The organism is Sphingobacterium sp. UBA5789 (assembly GCF_002418355.1).
Classification (GTDB): domain Bacteria; phylum Bacteroidota; class Bacteroidia; order Sphingobacteriales; family Sphingobacteriaceae; genus Sphingobacterium.
This window is the reverse complement of record NZ_DIDX01000007.1, coordinates 551,265-570,219: the sequence shown is the minus strand read 5'-3', so window position 1 is coordinate 570,219 and position 18,955 is coordinate 551,265. Positions and strand designations below refer to the sequence as shown.

The window sequence follows — 18,955 nt, the reverse complement described above, 5'->3', positions numbered from 1 at the left end:
ATTGATTTAAAACTCAAAATATACAACTTTTTTAGTTATATGAAAATGATATTTTAAATTTATTGCTGTTGCCGGATTCATTGCATAAAAAAAGCGGAAGTATTGTTCTGTACTTCCGCTTTTCTATGAATAACTATTTATTTTACTGGTATCCAAGTAACTTCATTACCTGTTTGGAATTCTGTTCTTCACCAAATACCTCATAGTTGAATGTTTCATCCCTGTTACGTCTTACCAGTACGTGTTTAGGTGAAGGGAGTAAACAGTGATGAATACCGCCGTAGCCACTCAATACATCCTGATATGCTCCTGTATGGAAGAAACCAAGATATTGTACTTTACGGGTTTTTGGCATGAAAACAGAGTTCATATGTGCTTCCTGATTGTAATAATCCTGTCCGTCACAAGTGATCCCTCCCAGATTTACACGTTCGTATTCTGAATCCCAGTTATTGATCGGCAATAAGATATATTTCTGATTCAGCGCCCATACATCTGGTAGATTTGTAATAAATGACCCATCGATCATAAACCATCTTTCACGGTCGTTCTGTTGTTTACGTCCTAATACTTTATATAAGATACCGGATGCTTCAGCTACTGTGTATTTTCCGAATTCTGTAATAATATCCGGTTCCATCACTTCGTGGTGTGCACAGATCTGTTTGATTCGGTTTACGATTTCATTGACCATGTACTCATAATCAAAATCATGTACCAGAGAATCTTTGAAAGGCATACCTCCACCGATATCCAAAGTGTCCAGTTCAGGATTTATTTTTTTGAATTTACAGTAAAGTGTAACATATTTCTCCAGCTCATTCCAGTAATAAGGGGTATCTGAAATACCGGAATTAATGAAGAAATGCAGAAGTTTAACTCTGAAATTCGGATTCTCAGCAATCTTATTATTGTAAAAATCAATAATGTCTTCGCTGCGGATACCTAATCGGGAAGTATAAAACTGAGAATCCGGCTGTTCTTCCGATGCGATACGGATACCGAGGTTACAAGGCTCGTCCAGTTCGATTTCATCGTCATATAAGTTAAATTCTTCCTTATTATCCAGTACCGGAATAATATTCTTGTATCCGTCATGAATCATATCAATGATATACTGCTTGTACTGATACGTTTTGAATCCATTACAAATAACTGTGATATCTTTTGTCACCGTTCCTTGTCTTTCAAGTGTATCGATCATCGGCATATCAAAAGCAGATGAAGTCTCCAGGTGAATGTCATTTTTCAATGCCTCTTCGACTATATGCTTAAAATGCGATGATTTGGTACAATAGCAATATTTATATGAACCGCGGTAATTGTGTTTCAGAATTGCTGTCTGAAACAAGATTTTCGCTTGTTGGATTTTTTTGCTGACAATAGGTAAATAAGTAAAACGTAACGGTGTCCCGTACGTTTCTATCATTTCCATGAGATTCAGATCGTGAAAATACAATTCGTCGTCGATGATTTCGAATCCGTCTTGCGGAAAACCAACACTTAGGTCAAGAAATTCCTGATAGCTCTGCATTTTTTATTATTTTTGGCAAAGATATGCTTTCAATGCGAATACCTGAATAGTGAATGCTATTTATTTGTCGTTCAGTATCAGAAAGTTGTAAATATTACTTAATCATTACATGAGTCAATTCATAGAAAAAGCGCTTATAGACCATACGGTGCAAGCGGTAAACGAGCTTTATCAGGCCGAAATTCAGCCTTCCCAGATCGCATTGCAGGAAACACGTAAGGAATTTGAAGGCCAGATCACTATTGTGGTTTTTCCGATCACTAAATTTTCTAAAAAGTCTCCTGAACAAACAGGAACTGAAGTCGGGGAGTTTTTACAATCCCGAATTCCGGAATTATCAGGATTCAATGTGATCAAAGGATTTCTCAATGTAAGCCTTTCGGATAACTACTGGATCAATCTGCTGAATTCAACATTATTAGCTCCTGATTTCGGATATTTTCCGTCAAACGGTAAGAAACTGATGGTCGAATATTCCTCTCCGAATACAAATAAACCTCTGCATCTGGGGCATATACGTAATAATCTGTTAGGTTATTCCGTCGCTGAAATACTGAAAGCTTACGGATATGAGATTATCAAAGCTAATCTCGTTAATGACAGGGGTATTCATATCTGTAAATCTATGCTTGCGTGGCAGAAATTCGGAAATGGAGAAACGCCTGCTTCTTCCGGATTAAAAGGAGATCATCTGGTCGGTAAATATTACGTGATCTTTGATAAGGAGTATAAAAAGCAGATCGATGAGTTGAAAGCTCAGGGACAGGCAGAAGAAGAAGCGAAAAAGAACGCTCCTCTCATCCGTGAGGCTCAGGAAATGCTCCAGCAATGGGAAGCCGGTGATCAACAGGTTATTGAGCTGTGGTCTACTATGAACGGTTGGGTGTATTCCGGATTTGAAAAAACGTATAATCAGCTTGGGGTTGATTTTGATAAATATTATTACGAATCCAATACCTATCTGTTGGGTAAAGATATTATTCAGGAAGGTCTGGACAGTGGAGTTTTCTTTAAAAAGGATGACAATTCGGTGTGGATAGATCTGACTGACGAAGGACTGGATCAAAAGCTGGTACTAAGAGGTGACGGCACTTCGGTATATATTACGCAGGATCTGGGTACAGCACAGCTGAAATATGACGAGTTCCAGATGAATGAATCTATTTATGTTGTGGGTAATGAGCAGGATTATCACTTTAAAGTGTTGTTCCTGATTCTGAAAAAATTAGGTAAACCATGGGCTTCAGGTCTGTTTCACCTTTCGTACGGGATGGTGGATTTGCCTTCCGGCAAGATGAAATCCAGAGAAGGAACTGTTGTAGATGCGGATGATCTGATGTCCGAAATGGTTGAAACTGCAAAAGAGCGGACAGAGGAACTGGGTAAAACAGAAGGTTTCTCGGAGACCGAAAAAGCTGAATTATACAATACGATCGGCATGGGAGCATTGAAGTATTTTCTGCTCAAGGTCGATCCTAAGAAGCGATTGCTGTTTGATCCGAATGAGTCGGTTGACTTTCAGGGGCATACGGGGCCATTTATTCAATATACTCATGCGCGTATTAAATCGGTCTTAAACAAAGCCGGTTTTTCGGCAGAAACCCCAGTCACTGTACCTGCATCTATCTCATCCTACGAGCGGGATCTGATCCAGGTGCTGGGAAATTTCCCTGTTGTTATCGAGGCTTCTGCCACGGAATTCAGCCCTGCACAATTGGCCAATTATATCTATGATGTAGCCAAATTGTATAATAAATTTTATCATGAGGAGAGTATTCTGAAAGCAGAGGAGGAAGAGGTGAAAAATTTCCGTCTTCACTTATCAGCAACGGCAGCCAGAGTCATTTCAAAAGGAATGAATCTGTTGGGAATACAAGTTCCGGAAAGAATGTAATCAATTTGTATATGAAGTTCCTTTACTAAAAAGAGGAACTTCATATGCATTCTGTCAAAACAAGGCACTTGCTGTCATGTAGGTGGGAAAAACAATAATGTGTATCAATAATTGTAATCAATGAAAAAGATTGGTGTAGGATTAGTTGGATTTGGAATCTCCGGTCAGGTGTTTCATGCACCTGTAATGCGAGGCGTATCGGAATTGGAGTTGCTCAAAGTGACGGCCCGTAAACCTGAACAGCAGGCGATTTTGCAAGCTAAATATCCGCAGGTAGAGATCGTGCAGACGATAGACGATATTTTAACGGATGATCGTATCGGGCTGGTGGTCATTGCGACTTCTAATGATATGCATTATCCGTTTGTAAAGCAGGCGTTGGAGGCCGGAAAACACGTTGTTGTTGAAAAACCATTTACGAATACAAGCACTCAGGCAGACGAGTTAATTGCCCTGGCGAAAGCAAAGGGATTACAATTGGCTGTATATCATAATCTTCGTTTTAATTCCGATTATCGTACCGTTGAAAAGGTTGTTAAGAGTGGTGAACTTGGACCTATTGTCAACTTAGAGAGCCGGTTTGACCGGTTCAGAAACTATTTGCGACCAAATGCCTGGCGTGAAAATAATCTGCCCGGATCGGGAATATTCTATGATCTCGGAGCTCATCAGATTGATCAGACACTCCAATTATTTGGAAAACCGACGGCTGTTTTTGCAGACTTAGCTATTCAGCGTTCCGGTGCACAGGCAGTAGACAGTTTTGATTTGTTGCTGTATTATCCTGATATGAGAGTGTCATTAAAGGCTTCCATGCTGGCGAAGGAAGAAACGACCCGTTATCTGATTTTTGGTCTCAACGGCACATTTACAAAGAATGGTGTGGATCCGCAGGAGACCTTACTGCGTGCCGGACATTTTCCGGATGAAGATCCACATTGGGGTGAAGAAGATCCTTCTATCTATGGTAAACTGAATATACTGAAAGACGGGGAGGATATTTCTAAGATTATTCCTTCCGAAAAGGGAAGTTATCTGGATTTCTACAAAAATGTTGTTGAGGCTATCCGGGGTACTGCTCCGTTGATTGTACAGCCTGAACAGGCACGTGACGTTATCCGTATCATTGAACTGGGTTATCAAAGCCAGCAGGAAAGACGTGTGATTCCTGTAGAAGATCAGCTGATCGCTTACTAATATGCAGTATGATGCTGTTATCATAGGAGGTGGCGCCTGCGGACTGATGTGTGCTGTGCAGGCAGGCTTATTGGGTAAGAAGACACTGATTCTGGAACGCAATAATAAACCCGGAGCCAAAATTCTGATCTCAGGTGGAGGACGTTGTAATTATACTAATCTGGGAACTACGATTGCTAACTTTGTAACCCGGAATCCGAATTTTTTGCATGGTATTTTCAAGCGCTGGACTGTAGAGGATACGATCCGTTTTTTTGAGTCGCACGGCATTTCTGGGCAGGAAAAAACATTAGGTCAACTTTTTCCGACCACTAATAAAGCTAAAGATATTGTTGCTGTATTTACCAATCTCATGTTTGAAACCGGGCAGGATATCTGGTTGGATAGTCTGGTAAAGTCTGTGGATCAGGTAGAAGGAGGGTTTCGTATTGCTGTTGATACACCTTCAGGAAAAAAAAACTTGAAAGCAGCGAAGGTTGTTCTCGCGAGCGGAGGGTTGCCGGTACAGAAGTTGGGTGCATCTGATTTTGCATTGAGGCTGGCCCGGAAATTTGAATTAGCGATTGTGCCTACAGCTCCTGCTCTGGTTCCTTTGACCATTACCGGCAAAGATGCAGAATGGTATGCTTCTCTTTCCGGAAATAGTGTTTTTTCGAGAGTATATAATAATGAGATCAGTTTTGAAGAGAATATCTTGTTTACACATTGGGGATTGAGTGGTCCTGCTATTCTGCAGATCTCTTCCTACTGGCGTGCAGGACAGGAATTCACAATAGATCTATTACCGCAATTCAGTTTGGAGCAAATCATAAAAGAGGAGCGCAACAGTGGCGGGAAACGATTACTGTCTCAGGTGCTGAATGATTATTTTACCCGTAAGATGGTGGACGCTTTTGGTAAATTTTTACCATTGACGACCAAGATTGCTTCTCTGAGTAAGGCAGATGCAAAGCTCATTGTAGAAACAATTCACAGGTTTCATGTCAAGCCTGCCGGAGATAAGGGCTATGATAAGGCTGAAGTGATGCGGGGTGGGGTAGATACAAATGAACTTAACCCTGCTACTCTGGAATCCCGAAAGATCCCAGGATTGTACTTTGGCGGAGAAGCTGTAGATGTGACGGGCTGGCTGGGTGGATATAATTTTCAATGGGCATGGGCATCAGCGTATACCATTGCTCAGGCAATCTGACAACAGGCAGCAGATTTTTGCTCAATAACGGTAAAAACCCACATCTCTGATTTTTTCTAATACTTATTTCTTCTTAACGATTCCTCATTTAAAAGTCTTACTTTTGCTGCTGAAGCAAACTGGTTCTATCGCTGTTCCGATTATTCGGGAAAGAGGAAAGTCCGGGCAACACAGAGCAACTCACTTCCTAACGGGAAGGCTCCGTTCAGGCGGAGACAGCAAGTGCCACAGAAAATATACCGCCTTGTCTTTGATAAGGTAAGGGTGAAAACGTGAGGTAAGAGCTCACGGTATTGCATGGCGACATGGATTACGGTAAACCTTGAGTGTTGAAAGACCAAATAGGTTACGAAACTCGAAGGCTGCTCGTCTTCTTTTACTTCGGTAAGATTCGTAATGGGTAGGTTGATGGAGTCTGTCAGCAATGGCAGATCTAGATAAATGATAGAAAACCGATTTTTCGGTGTACAGAACCCGGCTTATAAGGTTTGCTTCCTTTTTTGAATATTGCCCCTAAATTCTTAATTTGTACACGACAATTAGATAGAAGAGAGTTACCTCATATGACTACAATATTAATAATAGACGACGAACGTGCAATAAGAAGTACGCTTAGAGAGATTTTGGAATACGAAGATTATAAGGTTTTTGATGCAGATAATGCTCTTGACGGTCTTGAAATTCTTAAAAAGGAAAAAATTGATCTTGTACTTTGTGATATTAAGATGGAAAAAATGGATGGTCTGGAGGCGCTTACATTTGCGCAGACTCTCAAACCTGAAGTTCCTTTTATTATGATATCCGGTCACGGGACAGTGGAAACTGCTGTGGAGGCAACTAAAAAAGGTGCTTATGATTTTCTTTCTAAACCGTTGGATCTGAACAGAATCCTTATTACAGTGCGTAATGCGCTGGAAAGAGGCTCACTGGTAGAAGAAACCAAAGTTCTGAAAAAGAAAGTATTTAGCTCTAAAACAAAAGAAATACTGGGCAGTTCGGATACGATCTCCAAGATTAAAGAAACGATAGAACGTGTTGCTCCCACAGAAGCAAGAGTATTAATAACCGGAGAGAATGGTTCAGGTAAAGAGCTTGTTGCCAGATGGCTGCATGAAAAATCTAATCGTTCATCTTTACCGCTGATCGAAGTAAACTGTGCTGCTATTCCTTCTGAACTGATTGAGTCCGAATTGTTCGGACATGAAAAAGGATCCTTTACTTCAGCTGTAAAACAACGTATCGGTAAATTCGAGCAGGCTAGTGGCGGAACTTTATTCCTGGATGAGATTGGTGATATGAGCTTATCTGCTCAGGCAAAAGTATTAAGAGCATTACAGGAGCATAAGATTACGCGTGTAGGAGGGGAGAAAGAGATCGATGTAAATGTACGTGTGATTGCGGCGACTAATAAGGATCTGTTGAAGGAGATTGATGCCGGCAACTTCAGAATGGACTTGTACCACCGTCTGAGTGTGATCCTTATCCATGTGCCATCTTTGTCACAACGTACGGATGATATTCCGACTATAGCAAACAGCTTTTGTGAGGAAATCTGCGGTGACTATAATATGCCTGTCAAGAAGATTACAATGGAAGCTATGAAAGCTCTGCAATCTTTACCGTGGACAGGTAATATCCGTGAGCTTCGCAATATGGTAGAACGTCTGATTATCTTAAGTGATAAATCGATTACAGATGCAGATGTACTGACTTATGCAAATCCTTCTATAGCGCATCATTCCAATGGTTCTTCTGAAGGGAATGAAACAGGTAAAACTGTAGATTATAAAGGTATATTCGAACGCTTTGAATCCTTTCAGGACTTTAAAGATCATGCTGAAAAGGAATTTATCAACTTCAAACTGGATAAAAACAGTTGGAATGTTTCCAAAACGGCTGATGATATCGGTATCCAGCGAAGCCATTTGTACAGTAAAATAGAAAAATTTGGTCTTAAAAGAGACTAATGCTTATACAAAAGGGGATCAAAATAAAATTTGATCCCCTTATTGCTTGCAATAATGAATGGAAATTTTAATCGTTAAATCTCCGTTTTTGCTTGTTATAAAGTGTAAAAACAACAACTGCTATAAGTATAAGACCAATAACTAAATATCCTAAGGTGGAGTGATCTTGTCCATCCGTCTCATGCTGAGCAAATACGAAATTTGCTATTCCCATCATTAAAATTAATAACCACGCTCTCATAATAAAAATTTAGTTTGTGAACGTAGGAATTTACAATTTTAATGCCACACCTGCAATATTTAAATTGTAACTTTTTTAATACAATAAAAATGCGCCTTTTACTTCTGTAAGAGACGCATTTTGTAAAAATGGTTACTTCATTTCAGAAGTAACGGGTTGGTTTATAGGTGAGTTGCCTCTTATGCGATTTCAGCGATAAATACACCATCTTTTTTGATGTCAGTCAGGTGTGTTATTATCTGCTTAAGATTGATCTTTCCAATAACATATTTGAAGTTATCGGCATAGTAACGCTCACTGATTGAGCTAAAGTTTAATTTATTAATCAGTTCGTCGTCTTCATATCTCAAATATACGTTCAATTCATAATCTGTGCTATAAGAAAGCTCCTGTGCTTCCAGGTGTTTCTTATACTCGTATCTGTAATCATAGCGCAATGCAGTAATGTCTGATAGTACTGCTGAGCCTGTAGGATGACCACCCGCACCTTTACCATAGAAGAATTGTTCGTCTGCAAATGCTGCTTTTACCAGTACGCCGTTATTTTCATTCTCGACATTGTAAAGCATATTGTCTTTGGTAATAAATTTGGGCAGAACATATAACACTACCTGCGCATTATTGATCTCTTTGGCCAATGGCACGAGTTTAAGTTTGTAGCCTTTTTCTTTTGCAAAACGGATATCCTGCTGATCCAGTTTATCTATACCAATATTCAGAATGTCATCCGGTTTGATGTATAGTCCGTAAGCATGTGAAGCTACAATAGCAAGTTTGTACTTCGGATCGTAGCCTCCTACATCGAGTGTAGGATCTGTTTCCGCAAAACCGAGTTCCTGTGCTTTCTTCAATGCGGTATCATAGCTTTGATTTTCATTGAATATCTTGGACAGAATATAGTTAGAAGATCCGTTGAAGATACCACTTACTGAATGTAGAAGTTCATTGTCATAGTATTCTTCCAGATTACGGATAATGGGAATACTTCCACAGACAGCTCCTTCATATAGCAGGCTTGTGCCGGTCTGTTGCTGGATCTCCGTGAGTTCTTCCAGATGTGTTGCAATCATCTTTTTATTTGCTGACACCACATTTTTCCCGGATTTAAGAGCTGTCACTGTAAATTGATAAGCGGCTTCTGCATCGTCAATTAATTCGACAACGGTATTGATTTCCGGATCATCCAGTATAGCAGCCGGATCTGTTGTAAATAATTCTGCAGGCAGAGAACGTTTCTTGTCTGCATTTTTGATCACAAACTTTTTGATCTCTAAATTTAAATTCTTTGTTTTTATTATATCATAAAGGCCTTGTCCTACTACCCCAAATCCAAACATGCCTAACGTTAACTTCTTACTCATTTGATTTTAATAAATATCTTTATTCTTATACTGTTGTTAATTCTATTGATTTATCTTCCGCAAATTCCGCTGTCAGGAATCCGGAGATGATTTGAGATAGTATTTTGGTCTCGATCAAAAATCCATCATGTCCATACAGGGAATCCAGCTGATAGTATTCTGCTCCTGAAATATGCTGTGCAATGAATTGCTGCTCTACCGGTGGAAATAATACATCTGTCGTGATACCGATGACCAGTGTTTTTTGCTTCAGTTCCTGTAGTGTCTGCGCCGCAGAAATACGGCCACGCCCCAGATGGTGACTGTCCATAGCTTTGGATAAGAACCAGTAGCTGTACGCATTGAAACGGTTTACCAGTTTTTCGCCCTGATAGCTTTGATAAGATGAGGCCTTATACTGATCAGTTTTTTCATTATCAGATTCCTCCTGCGTAGCTGCATAGGTATCATATGAACGATAGGATAGCAGGGCCAGACTTCTGGCTGCTTTCAGTCCTTTGGCTCCGCCATCAGGTTTGTTGGCATAAAAGGTCCGGTCGGCAGTGATGGCTAACCGCTGGCTTTCATTGTAGGCTATTCCCCATGGGGAGTGTACAGCGTTGGTCGCCATAACTATCAGATGGGAAATGTCGATCTGTGCGGAAGCTGCCCATTCCAGCGCCTGCTGCCCTCCCAATGAACCGCCAATCAGGATGTTGATCTTTTGTATATCCAGATGATCGGCCAGCAACTGGTTTGCCTGTACCATATCACGTACTGTAAACTGTGGAAAGGATAAGTAATAAGGCTGATCTGTCTGTGGATTGACAGATAAAGGGCCTGAAGATCCATAGTGCGAACCCAGTGCATTGGCACAAACAATAAAATAATCGCGGGGATTGAAGAGATCGTTTTCTCCAAATAGTCCTTTCCACCAGTCAAACACATCGGAGTTTGCCGTCAGGGCATGGCATACCCAGACGACATTATCTCTATCCGCATTTAACTTTCCATAGGTATGGTAGGCAATCTGCAGATCATCGATCTGCTTGCCGTTCTCAAATACAAATGGTTCAGTATATTTAAAAGTTTTGCTACTCATTTATGCTTTATTGTATTTTCCCCGATGAAGGGGATTACATATTCTTTGAAAAATATATGCTTTGTAGCCTGTAGAACAGTCTTTAAAGCCTTATTATTTAATCTTTTCAAATGCTTGTTGAAGATCTGCTTTGATATCATCAATATGTTCGATACCAACGGATATTCTCAACAGACCCGGATATACTCCTGCACCAATCTGTGCTTCTTCGCTCAGTTGCTGATGTGTAGTAGCTGCAGGATGGATAATAAGAGATTTGGTATCTCCGACATTCGCCAGGTGGCTGATCAGTTGCAGACTGTCAATAAATTCGTTTGCTTTTTGAGGATCTCCTTTGATAGCAAAAGAAAGTACACTTCCGAATCCGTTTCTGAGGTATTTCTGTGCGTTGTTGTGATATGGAGAGCTTTTTAATCCAGGGTAGCTTACTTTCTCCACCTGTGGATGTGCTTCCAGCCATTGTGCTACTTCGAGTGCATTATCTACATGGCGTTGTACACGCAGTGATAATGTTTCGAGACCTTGTAACAATAAGAACGAATTGAATGGAGACAGGGCAGGGCCAAAGTCACGAAGACCTTCAACACGTGCTCTGATCGCAAACTGTATATTTCCAAAAGGACCATCAGGACCGAATACATCTGCGAAAACTAATCCGTGATATCCTTCAGAAGGTTCTGAAAACTGTTTGAATTTACCATTACCCCAATTGTAATTTCCTCCGTCAACGATAACGCCACCAATACTGGTACCGTGTCCGCCGATCCATTTAGTAGCTGATTCAACGACTACATGTGCTCCGTGTTCCAATGGTTTGAATAAGTAACCTCCTGCACCAAATGTATTGTCTACAATCAAAGGAATATCATATTTCTTGGCTACAGCTGCGATTTTTTCGAAATCAGGAATGTTGAAACTCGGATTACCGATGGTCTCGATATAGATAGCTTTGGTTTTGTCATCGATAAGTGATTCTATTTGTTCAGCTTCACTGTCTTGTGCAAAACGAACTTCTATACCTAATCTTTTAAAAGCAACTTTAAACTGGTTGTAAGTCCCGCCGTAAAGGTTGGATCCGGCTACAAAATTTTCACCGCTTTCGAGGATATTATTCAGTGCAATAAACTGAGCTGCCTGTCCTGATGCGACTGCCACAGCTGCTACTCCGCCTTCTAATGCAGCAATACGTTTTTCAAATACATCTGTTGTCGGATTCATGATACGGGTGTAGATATTGCCAAATTGTTTCAGGGCAAATAAGTTAGCACCATGTTCCGCATTTTCAAATACATAAGATGTTGTCTGGTAAATAGGTACTGCTCTGGATCCTGTGGTCGGATCTGCTACCTGACCTGCATGTACTTGTAGTGTTTCAAATTTTAAGTTTGTATTTTCTGACATTTCTTTGGGAGTTTAAAATTGTAATGAAATTATTGATTAAAAGAATACACTTGTTGCTGCTCACTCCTGTGTCTTAGGCGTGAGATAGCCGTGCTGAGGGATAAGAGAAAATCTTAGCAACACATCGCATTGTACATTCGCATTCGGTTGGAAAACAACACAGAATGGTATGACAAAGGATTGGTATCCTGCTTTGAGGATGTTCCGAATGATGTGAAATTGTAAAATGTAATGTTCATAGCCTTTTCATTTATATGCTCCAAAGCAACATTGCTTCGGACAGGAATTGGCACCTTTTCAAACGTTTTTTGAAGGTTGCCAGTGGGTCATTGAGCCAGTCTCTCGCCACTTCTTTATAAATCAAAACCCTACGATATAGAGAGGTAATGATTAGGTTGTCTTCCGCTGAAGACTCTGCAAATATATCTTTTGATTTTTAATCTTGCAAATAATTGCTCAAAAACTTTTAAAAACAAATGGAATAAATATACGGAATCCGCAGTTGGAGGGAAATTTTAAAACAGCAAAAAACAGCCATTAAAAGAGCAGAAAACGGATTTTTTTACTACAGGATGCTCTATATGTTTGTGCAGTAAAATCAAAGCAATAAAAGATGAAAGAAACAGGAGAATTAAACTGGAATCACATTACATCAGAGCTTCACGATAAGGGCTATGCTGTCCTTTCGGAGGTTCTTACGGATCAGGAATGTGAGGAGCTGAAAGCAAATTATTACCATCCCGATGCTTACCGGAAAACAGTAGTGATGGAGCGTTATCGATTTGGAAAAGGAGAGTATAAGTATTTTGATTATCCGCTTCCGGACCTTATTGCAAAAATCCGAAAAACGGTTTATCCGTATCTTGCAACAGTAGCTAATGCCTGGAATCGTGCATTACATATTGAGGTCGAATTTCCGGCTGAACATGAAGTGCTGATGAAGCAATGCCATGATCTCCAGCAAACTAAAGCTACTGTTCTGATTTTAAAATACGGACCTGGCGGATTCAATACGCTGCATCAGGATCTGTACGGCGAAGTTTATTTCCCTATGCAGATTCTTCTTTTTCTGAGTGAACCGGAGGTGGATTTTACGGGAGGAGAATTTGTATTGCTGCAGCAGATACCCAGAGCTCAGTCACAGGCTATTGTATTGAAACCAAAAAAGGGAGATATTCTGATTTTTACGACCAATTTCAGACCTGTGAAAGGAACAAGGGGGTATTACCGTGCTAATATGAAACATGGCGTAAGTGAGGTGCATAGTGGCGAACGCTATACATTGGGAATTATTTTTCATGATGCACTTAGCTGATGCCAATCCGCCACAGTATATATGAAGATGGAGAAGTAAGAAGTAAAATCCGGACGGCTGAAATATGCTTTGCGGGGCATGTTAAATTAAAAATATACGGTAAACTATCTTGCGGATCCGGGAAAAGGATGCTTCGTAAGAACCGGGTTTTCTTTGCTTCTGAGAAAGAGGCACTGTTATCCGGATACCGACCCTGTGGTCATTGTATGAGAAACGAGTTTGTCAAATGGAAAAATAGAGAAACCTGATAATTTTAAGATAGTTGGACTGCAAATGTGTAAGTATTCAACTGTCAGCTTATAATTTTGGAGATGGCCATTTCGATTGTATCTATGACTTCTTCTATTTCAGTTTGATTTAAGGAGGCAAAACCGAAACGGAATGCATTCCATTCTTCGTTTATGACTTTTATTTTTATACCGTTTCGGAGTAACATTTCATGAAGTTGGCGGACAGGAATCTTTTTATCCATTTGAACCCACATGGCCATTCCACCACCGGGCAGACTAAGTGAGACATAGGGACTTGTTTTTTTTGTAATAAGATCATACAGATGGTCTCTTCTCAGGTGATATGCTTTCTTTGCTTTTGTAATATAACGCTTGAGTTCTCCTTCTTGAATAAGGGAAGCCAGCGCATCCTGCATAAACATATCGCCTCCAACATCTATGGATTTTCGGAAATCTGCGGCCTGATTGATAAAATTGCCCGGAGCAATCATAAAACCTATGCGTATGGAGGGTGCGAGTATCTTAGAAAATGATCCGATATAGATCACTCTTCCTTCATGATTGGCACTTGCAAGTGGAAGATAGGGTGCGGAATCATAATGATAATCGTAGTCGTAATCATCTTCGATAATTACAAAATTATAGTGTTTAGCCAGCTCCAGTAAGCGCATTCTTCTTTCAGTACTTAAAGTGACTGTTGTCGGATAATGGTGGTGAGGAATAACATATACGAAATGAATAGTTTGCTGTGTACAAATATGTGCTATCGCATCGATATCCAGCCCGTACTTATCTACTGGTACGCTGATCACAGTTGCTCCCATATCTGTAAAGACCTTATTTGCTGTGGCATATCCGGGATCACCTGCTATCACCTGTGTATTCTTACGGGTCAGGAGGTGGGCAGCAATATAGATGCTCATCTGTGCGCCGTGGGTGATGAGTATATTTTCTTTGCCAATGTTTATTCCTCTTGTTTCTGAAAGTAATAATGTCAGTTGCTCCCGTAACCGGATAGAGCCTCGTGCATTGTCTTCTTTACTCTGTTCGATGTTATTTTTTTTAGTCAGAATAAACCGATATGATTTTAGTAGCGTATCAATAGGAGAGAGACGTACATCCGGATATCCGTCATCAATGATTAATTTAAGAATCGCTGTGTGATCTTCCTGTACAGTAGGTTGTACACGATGTTCGCCGGGAATTTCCAAACGGTATCCATAAGCATTATGCATGCGTTCGCTGTTCCATTTTTTTGGTTTTAACAGGGGAAGTTGTTCCGATACATAAATTCCTTTCCGGGGAATTGCTTTTATATAATCCTGAGCAATAAGTTCGTCATAAGCAGCGAGTACGGTTTTGCGGTGCAAACCTAGTTTTTGAGCCATCTCCCTACTACCAGGTAATGCAGCTCCCGGCTTCAGGATACCATTTCGTATAGCCTTACTGATTGCGATTGCTATCTGCAGGTAAACCGGATTTTTGTGTGCTCTTTCTATTGTTATGACTGACTCAAACGGAAACATACTGGACTACTTATTGGTTTTATTGTGGACTACAAAGGTAGTCCAAATAACGCATATGTTTGTTGAAAATTAATAACAAATAATAGGAATATGAATTACAACATTAAAAAAGTGGTCCTTGAAGATCTGGATCAGGCGGCAGAACTATTTGATCTTTACCGTGTTTTTTACCGTCAGGAATCGGATGTAGAAAAAGGGAAGAAATTTTTGAGAGAAAGAATACTGAATGATGAATCGCACATATTTTTGCTTTTTGAGGGTGAGATGGCTGTAGGGTTTGTGCAGTTATATAAATTGTTTCACTATACCAAACTTCAAAAACAATGGCTTTTGAGTGATCTGTATGTTCATCCGGAGCACCGGGGAAAAGGTTTCTCAGTAGCCTTGATTGACAGATGTAAGCAATGGTGTGAACAGACAGATGCCTGTGGACTGATGCTGGAAACAGAAAAAACTAATGCTATCGGCAACACGTTGTATCCGCGTTGTGGATTTGAATATGACGGATTGCACAATTACTACCATTGGTGGAAATAAGGTTTCCGGAATAGTATAGTATATAAAACCCCGGTAAATCCGGGGTTTTATGTTTATTTTTGGATAGTTTACTATATCGACATTATATGAAATATCTGTTATTTTCTCTCACAATTTTACTTTTTATCTCTTGCAAAAGTTACAAAACCGATAGTTCAGCAAATAAGAAATACGAAATTGAGGAAATCGGTTTTAGTAGAAAACCTTGTTTCGGAACCTGTCCGGTCTTTGTACTGAAGATCAGTAAGAATGGTGCTGCGCAACTGGATGCTGATAATTTTTTGAAAAACGGACTTAAAGGGCAGTATGCTACGCAGATCAGTACAGGTGATCTGAACAAAATAATTAAACAGCTTAATGAGTTACAATTTCCGGAATTGAAGGATGATTATGGTAACAGAGGTGTTTCGGATCTGCCTGCTGTACATTTAGAAATCCGTTATCAGAATGATAAAGTAAAGAAAATCCGTGACTATGGAAATCGAGGTACGGTTGAACTGGAAAAGTTGTATAAGACGATAGACGAAATTCTGTACGCCCAAAAATGGGTATCTGCACAATAGGTTTTATAAGGATCTTCTACAGCATATTTTACTTTCTTTCTGATTACCGGTTAAAAGAAAGATGTAAGTGATAAATAATTAATACTTTAGTGTATCCAATTTTTATTAACCACTCTGCTGTATGAATACTGAAATACAAAAATTGCATCATATCTGGCAGAATTCCCGTGCTGTCAAAACGACCTCTTTTTCTAAAAATGGGTTTCAGGAACTTGCCAATACAATCACCAGTTCGGGGCCTTTTTATTATTATATCGTAGACTTCTATGATATGTCCCTATCTCATGTCAGCCCTGCTATATACGATCTGCACGGATCGGATCCGGATACTGTAACTTTCGATGACATCCTTCAGCTTGTCCACCCGGATGATTTGGATTTTGTGTCCAGGGCAGAGTCTAGAATAGCGGATTTCTTTAATAATAATATCGGTTCAGATAAGTTGCTCCATTATAAGATAAGTTATTGTTTCAGGGCATTTACAAAGGATAGCGGATATGTATTATTCAATCATCAGGCACTTATGTTGACACTTGATGATACCGGAAAGTTCGGCAAATCTTTAAATATTCATACACGTATTGATCATCTCGCTAAAGAGAATACAAATAAAATTTCACTGATCGGACTTTATGGAGAACCTTCTTTTATTCATTTGAATGTGGATATGCAGGAGAAGAAAGATACTAAATTCTCGAAGCGTGAAATTGATATTATCAGGTTGATAGCAGAGGGCCTTAGTAATAATCAGATAGCCGATAAATTGTTTATTGCATCGGTTACTGTGAAAAAACACAGACAGAATATATTGTTTAAGGCTGGCTGCAAGAATACGGCACAACTAATCAAAAACAGTATTCTTCAGGGGCTGATCTGATCTTATGATCATTAAAAAATACTTCTTTAGAAGTATTTTTTTAATGATCTGGTCTGAAGTAAATTTGTTGTATCAAGTCATTAATACCTACGTCTGCTATATGAATAAACCTACATCCTCCCGAATCAAAGCAGTATTATTTATAATGTTGTTTCTTCCCGTTTCCCTTGTATATGGTCAGCTCCATTTTAAAAATAAATACCTGAAACTTCAACATGAGATTATTTTGACTACCGATTATAATAAACTTCCTGATTTTATGATGAAGAAAGGCTACCTGGTGGATGACAATCTAAAAAACAGCGTGGAGCAAGATATGAAGGACCGTAATACGGCCGGTTATTGTCATGCATTTAAAGATGATAGCCTGCGGTATGTACTGGTATACTACGATGAGCCTAAAAAAGTTACAACTATCTTAAGCAGTGTTATAAAACCTGGGGGGACTTTGCTGGAAACCGAGTTACTGGAGCTTGGATTTACAAAAAAGGTTGATAGTATAGATGCCAGTGAACAATATACACTGTTTGAGCGATTTGATTATCCTCATAGTTTTACCCATCAGAAAGTGGAAGGGACAAATTTTACCTGGTTATCTCTGGTTGCGGATAAGCGGGAGAATAAGGAATAGCTATATTTCTCCTGTCCATCAGATATGCTGATCAATAAGTATGGGATTGCCGTCCGGATCCACAATAAAAAATCCTGCCGGACCTGAACTTTTTACATCAACATCTTCAAGTGGCTGGATGCCGGCTTCTTTGAGTGCCATCTGTATAATGCGTACATCATCAAAGTTTGAGAGTAATTTGGCATTCGAATCCCAGCCCGGATTAAAAGTCAACAGATTTTTGTCAAACATTCCCTGAAACAACCCGATTAGGGTTCCTTCATTTTTCATAATCAGATAGTTGCTTTCCAGACTTCCTGCAAAAACGGAAAAGCCTAATTTTTCATAGAATTCTTTTGACACGTTAATGTCTTTTACATTGAGACTAACAGAAAATGCACCTAATTTCATAATACTTTATTTTTAAAATTATCGGGATCGTGTATAACTCTGGTTTTATATCTACAAGTTAACAAGATCGTCTTACCCGTACAACTTTTATTTGTTTCCGTTGGTCAATGTTTTAGTTTTGAGGCTGTTATTACATTGTAATTACTCCTTGTACACAATGTGTTTTGCTGCATTTTCAATCCAAACTGTTTAAATTAGCTGTTTTCGGGGATTTTAAATAGCAGTCTGAAGCGATACTTTTGTTGAAGTTTAATCATCAAAAAAAATATCATGGACAGAAAAACGACTGCAATTATCTCTTACATCACTATTATAGGTTGGTTGATAGCTTATTTCCAATACAAGGATAAAACGAAAGACGCCTTTGTAAATTATCATCTGAAGCAATCGCTGGGTATTTCCATTATAAGTATCCTTCTTGGATTGGTATTGAATATTGTCGTTATAGCTGTGCCAGCATTAGCCGTACTTACCTACGCCAATATTTTTATATTGATTTTATGGATTTTAGGAATTGTGAATGCGTCAAAAGAAGAGATGAAGCCGGTACCTGTAGTAGGAAGTATATTCGAACAGAAATTTTCTTTTCTTGATTAATATCTCATCTTGGATTTTGTAATACTATTGACTTAAAAATAATAATTATGCAAAAAATTGGTTCATTTATGGTTGTTATCGGCATACTGGCGGTAATACTTGGTTTCTTTAATTATGTACCCAAAATATTGATGTGGATCTACCAGTGGGGAGAAGGAATGGCCTGGGGTATTAAAATCGGTCTTATTGTTTTAGGTGGGCTTTTGTATCTTTTAGCAGCAAAAAGTCCTGAACAAGTAGAAAGTTCTGCTGCGCAGCAGAATGATACCGGACAAAACTGATTGGTTTTATTGTTGTTTTTAAGGTTTTGTAAATATAAAGCATGGCTTTATAGTGCAATACCGAAATGAAAAATACGCCTTCGGGCGTATTTTTTTTGTTATGCTGTGTAATCTTGTACTTCTTCAAATTGGAGATAACT

General features: G+C 39.3%; 18 protein-coding genes, 1 other RNA gene and 1 riboswitch. Of the genes, 13 read left to right on the top strand and 6 right to left on the bottom strand.

The window, feature by feature from the left end; genetic code table 11:
• Nucleotides 1–142 precede the first annotated feature (142 nt).
• Complete coding sequence (locus B4B65_RS19965; RefSeq protein ID WP_201678365.1) at nucleotides 143–1,534, bottom strand: arginine decarboxylase; 1,392 nt, start codon at nucleotides 1,532–1,534, stop codon at nucleotides 143–145.
• Between the two features lie 109 nt (nucleotides 1,535–1,643).
• Between B4B65_RS19965 and argS the strand changes: the two genes are divergently transcribed.
• From argS to B4B65_RS19940, 5 genes are all read left to right on the top strand, one after another.
• Nucleotides 1,644–3,428: an arginine--tRNA ligase gene (gene argS, locus B4B65_RS19960; protein WP_293918248.1), complete on the top strand. Its 1,785-nt coding sequence runs from the start codon at nucleotides 1,644–1,646 to the stop codon at nucleotides 3,426–3,428.
• A gap of 120 nt (nucleotides 3,429–3,548) precedes the next feature.
• A complete protein-coding gene (locus B4B65_RS19955; protein WP_293918246.1) occupies nucleotides 3,549–4,625 on the top strand; it encodes a Gfo/Idh/MocA family oxidoreductase in 1,077 nt (358 codons plus the stop codon).
• A gap of 1 nt (nucleotide 4,626) precedes the next feature.
• The gene (locus tag B4B65_RS19950) at nucleotides 4,627–5,817 is read left to right on the top strand and encodes an NAD(P)/FAD-dependent oxidoreductase (RefSeq protein WP_293918245.1); all 1,191 of its coding nucleotides are present in this window, start codon (nucleotides 4,627–4,629) and stop codon (nucleotides 5,815–5,817) included.
• Nucleotides 5,818–5,929: 112 nt separating this feature from the next.
• Nucleotides 5,930–6,315, top strand: an RNA gene (gene rnpB / locus B4B65_RS19945) — RNase P RNA component class A.
• A gap of 65 nt (nucleotides 6,316–6,380) precedes the next feature.
• Entirely contained in the window at nucleotides 6,381–7,784 is a 1,404-nt protein-coding gene (locus tag B4B65_RS19940) for a sigma-54-dependent transcriptional regulator (protein ID WP_293918243.1), read from the top strand.
• 420 nt (nucleotides 7,785–8,204) lie between these two features.
• On the opposite strand, the gene B4B65_RS19935 is transcribed toward B4B65_RS19940, so the two are convergent.
• The 3 genes from B4B65_RS19935 to B4B65_RS19925 all read right to left on the bottom strand — a co-directional run bounded on the left by B4B65_RS19935 (nucleotide 8,205) and on the right by B4B65_RS19925 (nucleotide 11,868).
• Nucleotides 8,205–9,386 (bottom strand): homoserine dehydrogenase, encoded by a 1,182-nt coding sequence (locus B4B65_RS19935; RefSeq protein ID WP_201678369.1) that lies wholly within the window; start codon nucleotides 9,384–9,386, stop codon nucleotides 8,205–8,207.
• A gap of 25 nt (nucleotides 9,387–9,411) precedes the next feature.
• Nucleotides 9,412–10,467, bottom strand: a complete 1,056-nt coding sequence (locus B4B65_RS19930) for a homoserine O-acetyltransferase family protein (RefSeq protein ID WP_293918239.1) — start codon at nucleotides 10,465–10,467, stop codon at nucleotides 9,412–9,414.
• 93 nt (nucleotides 10,468–10,560) lie between these two features.
• Nucleotides 10,561–11,868 (bottom strand): O-acetylhomoserine aminocarboxypropyltransferase/cysteine synthase family protein, encoded by a 1,308-nt coding sequence (locus B4B65_RS19925; protein ID WP_201678371.1) that lies wholly within the window; start codon nucleotides 11,866–11,868, stop codon nucleotides 10,561–10,563.
• 247 nt (nucleotides 11,869–12,115) lie between these two features.
• Nucleotides 12,116–12,230, bottom strand: a riboswitch (SAM riboswitch).
• Nucleotides 12,231–12,481: 251 nt separating this feature from the next.
• On the opposite strand from B4B65_RS19925, the gene B4B65_RS19920 reads away from it, so the two are divergent.
• Both B4B65_RS19920 and B4B65_RS19915 read left to right on the top strand, forming a co-directional pair.
• Nucleotides 12,482–13,183, top strand: coding sequence for a 2OG-Fe(II) oxygenase (locus tag B4B65_RS19920; RefSeq protein WP_293918236.1), 702 nt, complete (start codon nucleotides 12,482–12,484; stop codon nucleotides 13,181–13,183).
• Entirely contained in the window at nucleotides 13,183–13,431 is a 249-nt protein-coding gene (locus B4B65_RS19915; RefSeq protein WP_201678373.1) for an Ada metal-binding domain-containing protein, read from the top strand. Before B4B65_RS19920 ends, B4B65_RS19915 begins: the two co-directional genes overlap by 1 nt.
• A 44-nt stretch (nucleotides 13,432–13,475) precedes the next feature.
• Here the strand turns inward: B4B65_RS19915 and B4B65_RS19910 are convergent, their stop codons facing one another.
• Nucleotides 13,476–14,939, bottom strand: coding sequence for a PLP-dependent aminotransferase family protein (locus tag B4B65_RS19910; protein ID WP_293918234.1), 1,464 nt, complete (start codon nucleotides 14,937–14,939; stop codon nucleotides 13,476–13,478).
• Nucleotides 14,940–15,029: 90 nt separating this feature from the next.
• Between B4B65_RS19910 and B4B65_RS19905 the strand changes: the two genes are divergently transcribed.
• The 4 genes from B4B65_RS19905 (at nucleotide 15,030) to B4B65_RS19890 (ending at nucleotide 17,547) form a co-directional block, all read left to right on the top strand.
• Nucleotides 15,030–15,476, top strand: a complete 447-nt coding sequence (locus tag B4B65_RS19905) for a GNAT family N-acetyltransferase (RefSeq protein WP_293918232.1) — start codon at nucleotides 15,030–15,032, stop codon at nucleotides 15,474–15,476.
• An 86-nt stretch (nucleotides 15,477–15,562) separates the two neighbouring features.
• A complete protein-coding gene (locus tag B4B65_RS19900; protein WP_293918230.1) occupies nucleotides 15,563–16,039 on the top strand; it encodes a DUF6438 domain-containing protein in 477 nt (158 codons plus the stop codon).
• 121 nt (nucleotides 16,040–16,160) lie between these two features.
• Nucleotides 16,161–16,916 (top strand): LuxR C-terminal-related transcriptional regulator, encoded by a 756-nt coding sequence (locus B4B65_RS19895; protein WP_293918228.1) that lies wholly within the window; start codon nucleotides 16,161–16,163, stop codon nucleotides 16,914–16,916.
• Between the two features lie 100 nt (nucleotides 16,917–17,016).
• On the top strand, nucleotides 17,017–17,547 hold the full coding sequence (locus tag B4B65_RS19890) for a hypothetical protein (RefSeq protein WP_293918226.1): 531 nt from the start codon (nucleotides 17,017–17,019) through the stop codon (nucleotides 17,545–17,547).
• Nucleotides 17,548–17,565: 18 nt separating this feature from the next.
• Here B4B65_RS19890 and B4B65_RS19885 read toward each other — a convergent pair whose 3' ends face one another.
• Nucleotides 17,566–17,937: a VOC family protein gene (locus tag B4B65_RS19885; protein ID WP_293918224.1), complete on the bottom strand. Its 372-nt coding sequence runs from the start codon at nucleotides 17,935–17,937 to the stop codon at nucleotides 17,566–17,568.
• 270 nt (nucleotides 17,938–18,207) lie between these two features.
• On the opposite strand from B4B65_RS19885, the gene B4B65_RS19880 reads away from it, so the two are divergent.
• Both B4B65_RS19880 and B4B65_RS19875 read left to right on the top strand, forming a co-directional pair.
• The gene (locus B4B65_RS19880) at nucleotides 18,208–18,534 is read left to right on the top strand and encodes a DUF4870 domain-containing protein (RefSeq protein ID WP_201678380.1); all 327 of its coding nucleotides are present in this window, start codon (nucleotides 18,208–18,210) and stop codon (nucleotides 18,532–18,534) included.
• Between the two features lie 47 nt (nucleotides 18,535–18,581).
• Nucleotides 18,582–18,815: a hypothetical protein gene (locus tag B4B65_RS19875; protein WP_293918221.1), complete on the top strand. Its 234-nt coding sequence runs from the start codon at nucleotides 18,582–18,584 to the stop codon at nucleotides 18,813–18,815.
• The last annotated feature ends 140 nt before the right edge of the window (nucleotides 18,816–18,955 follow it).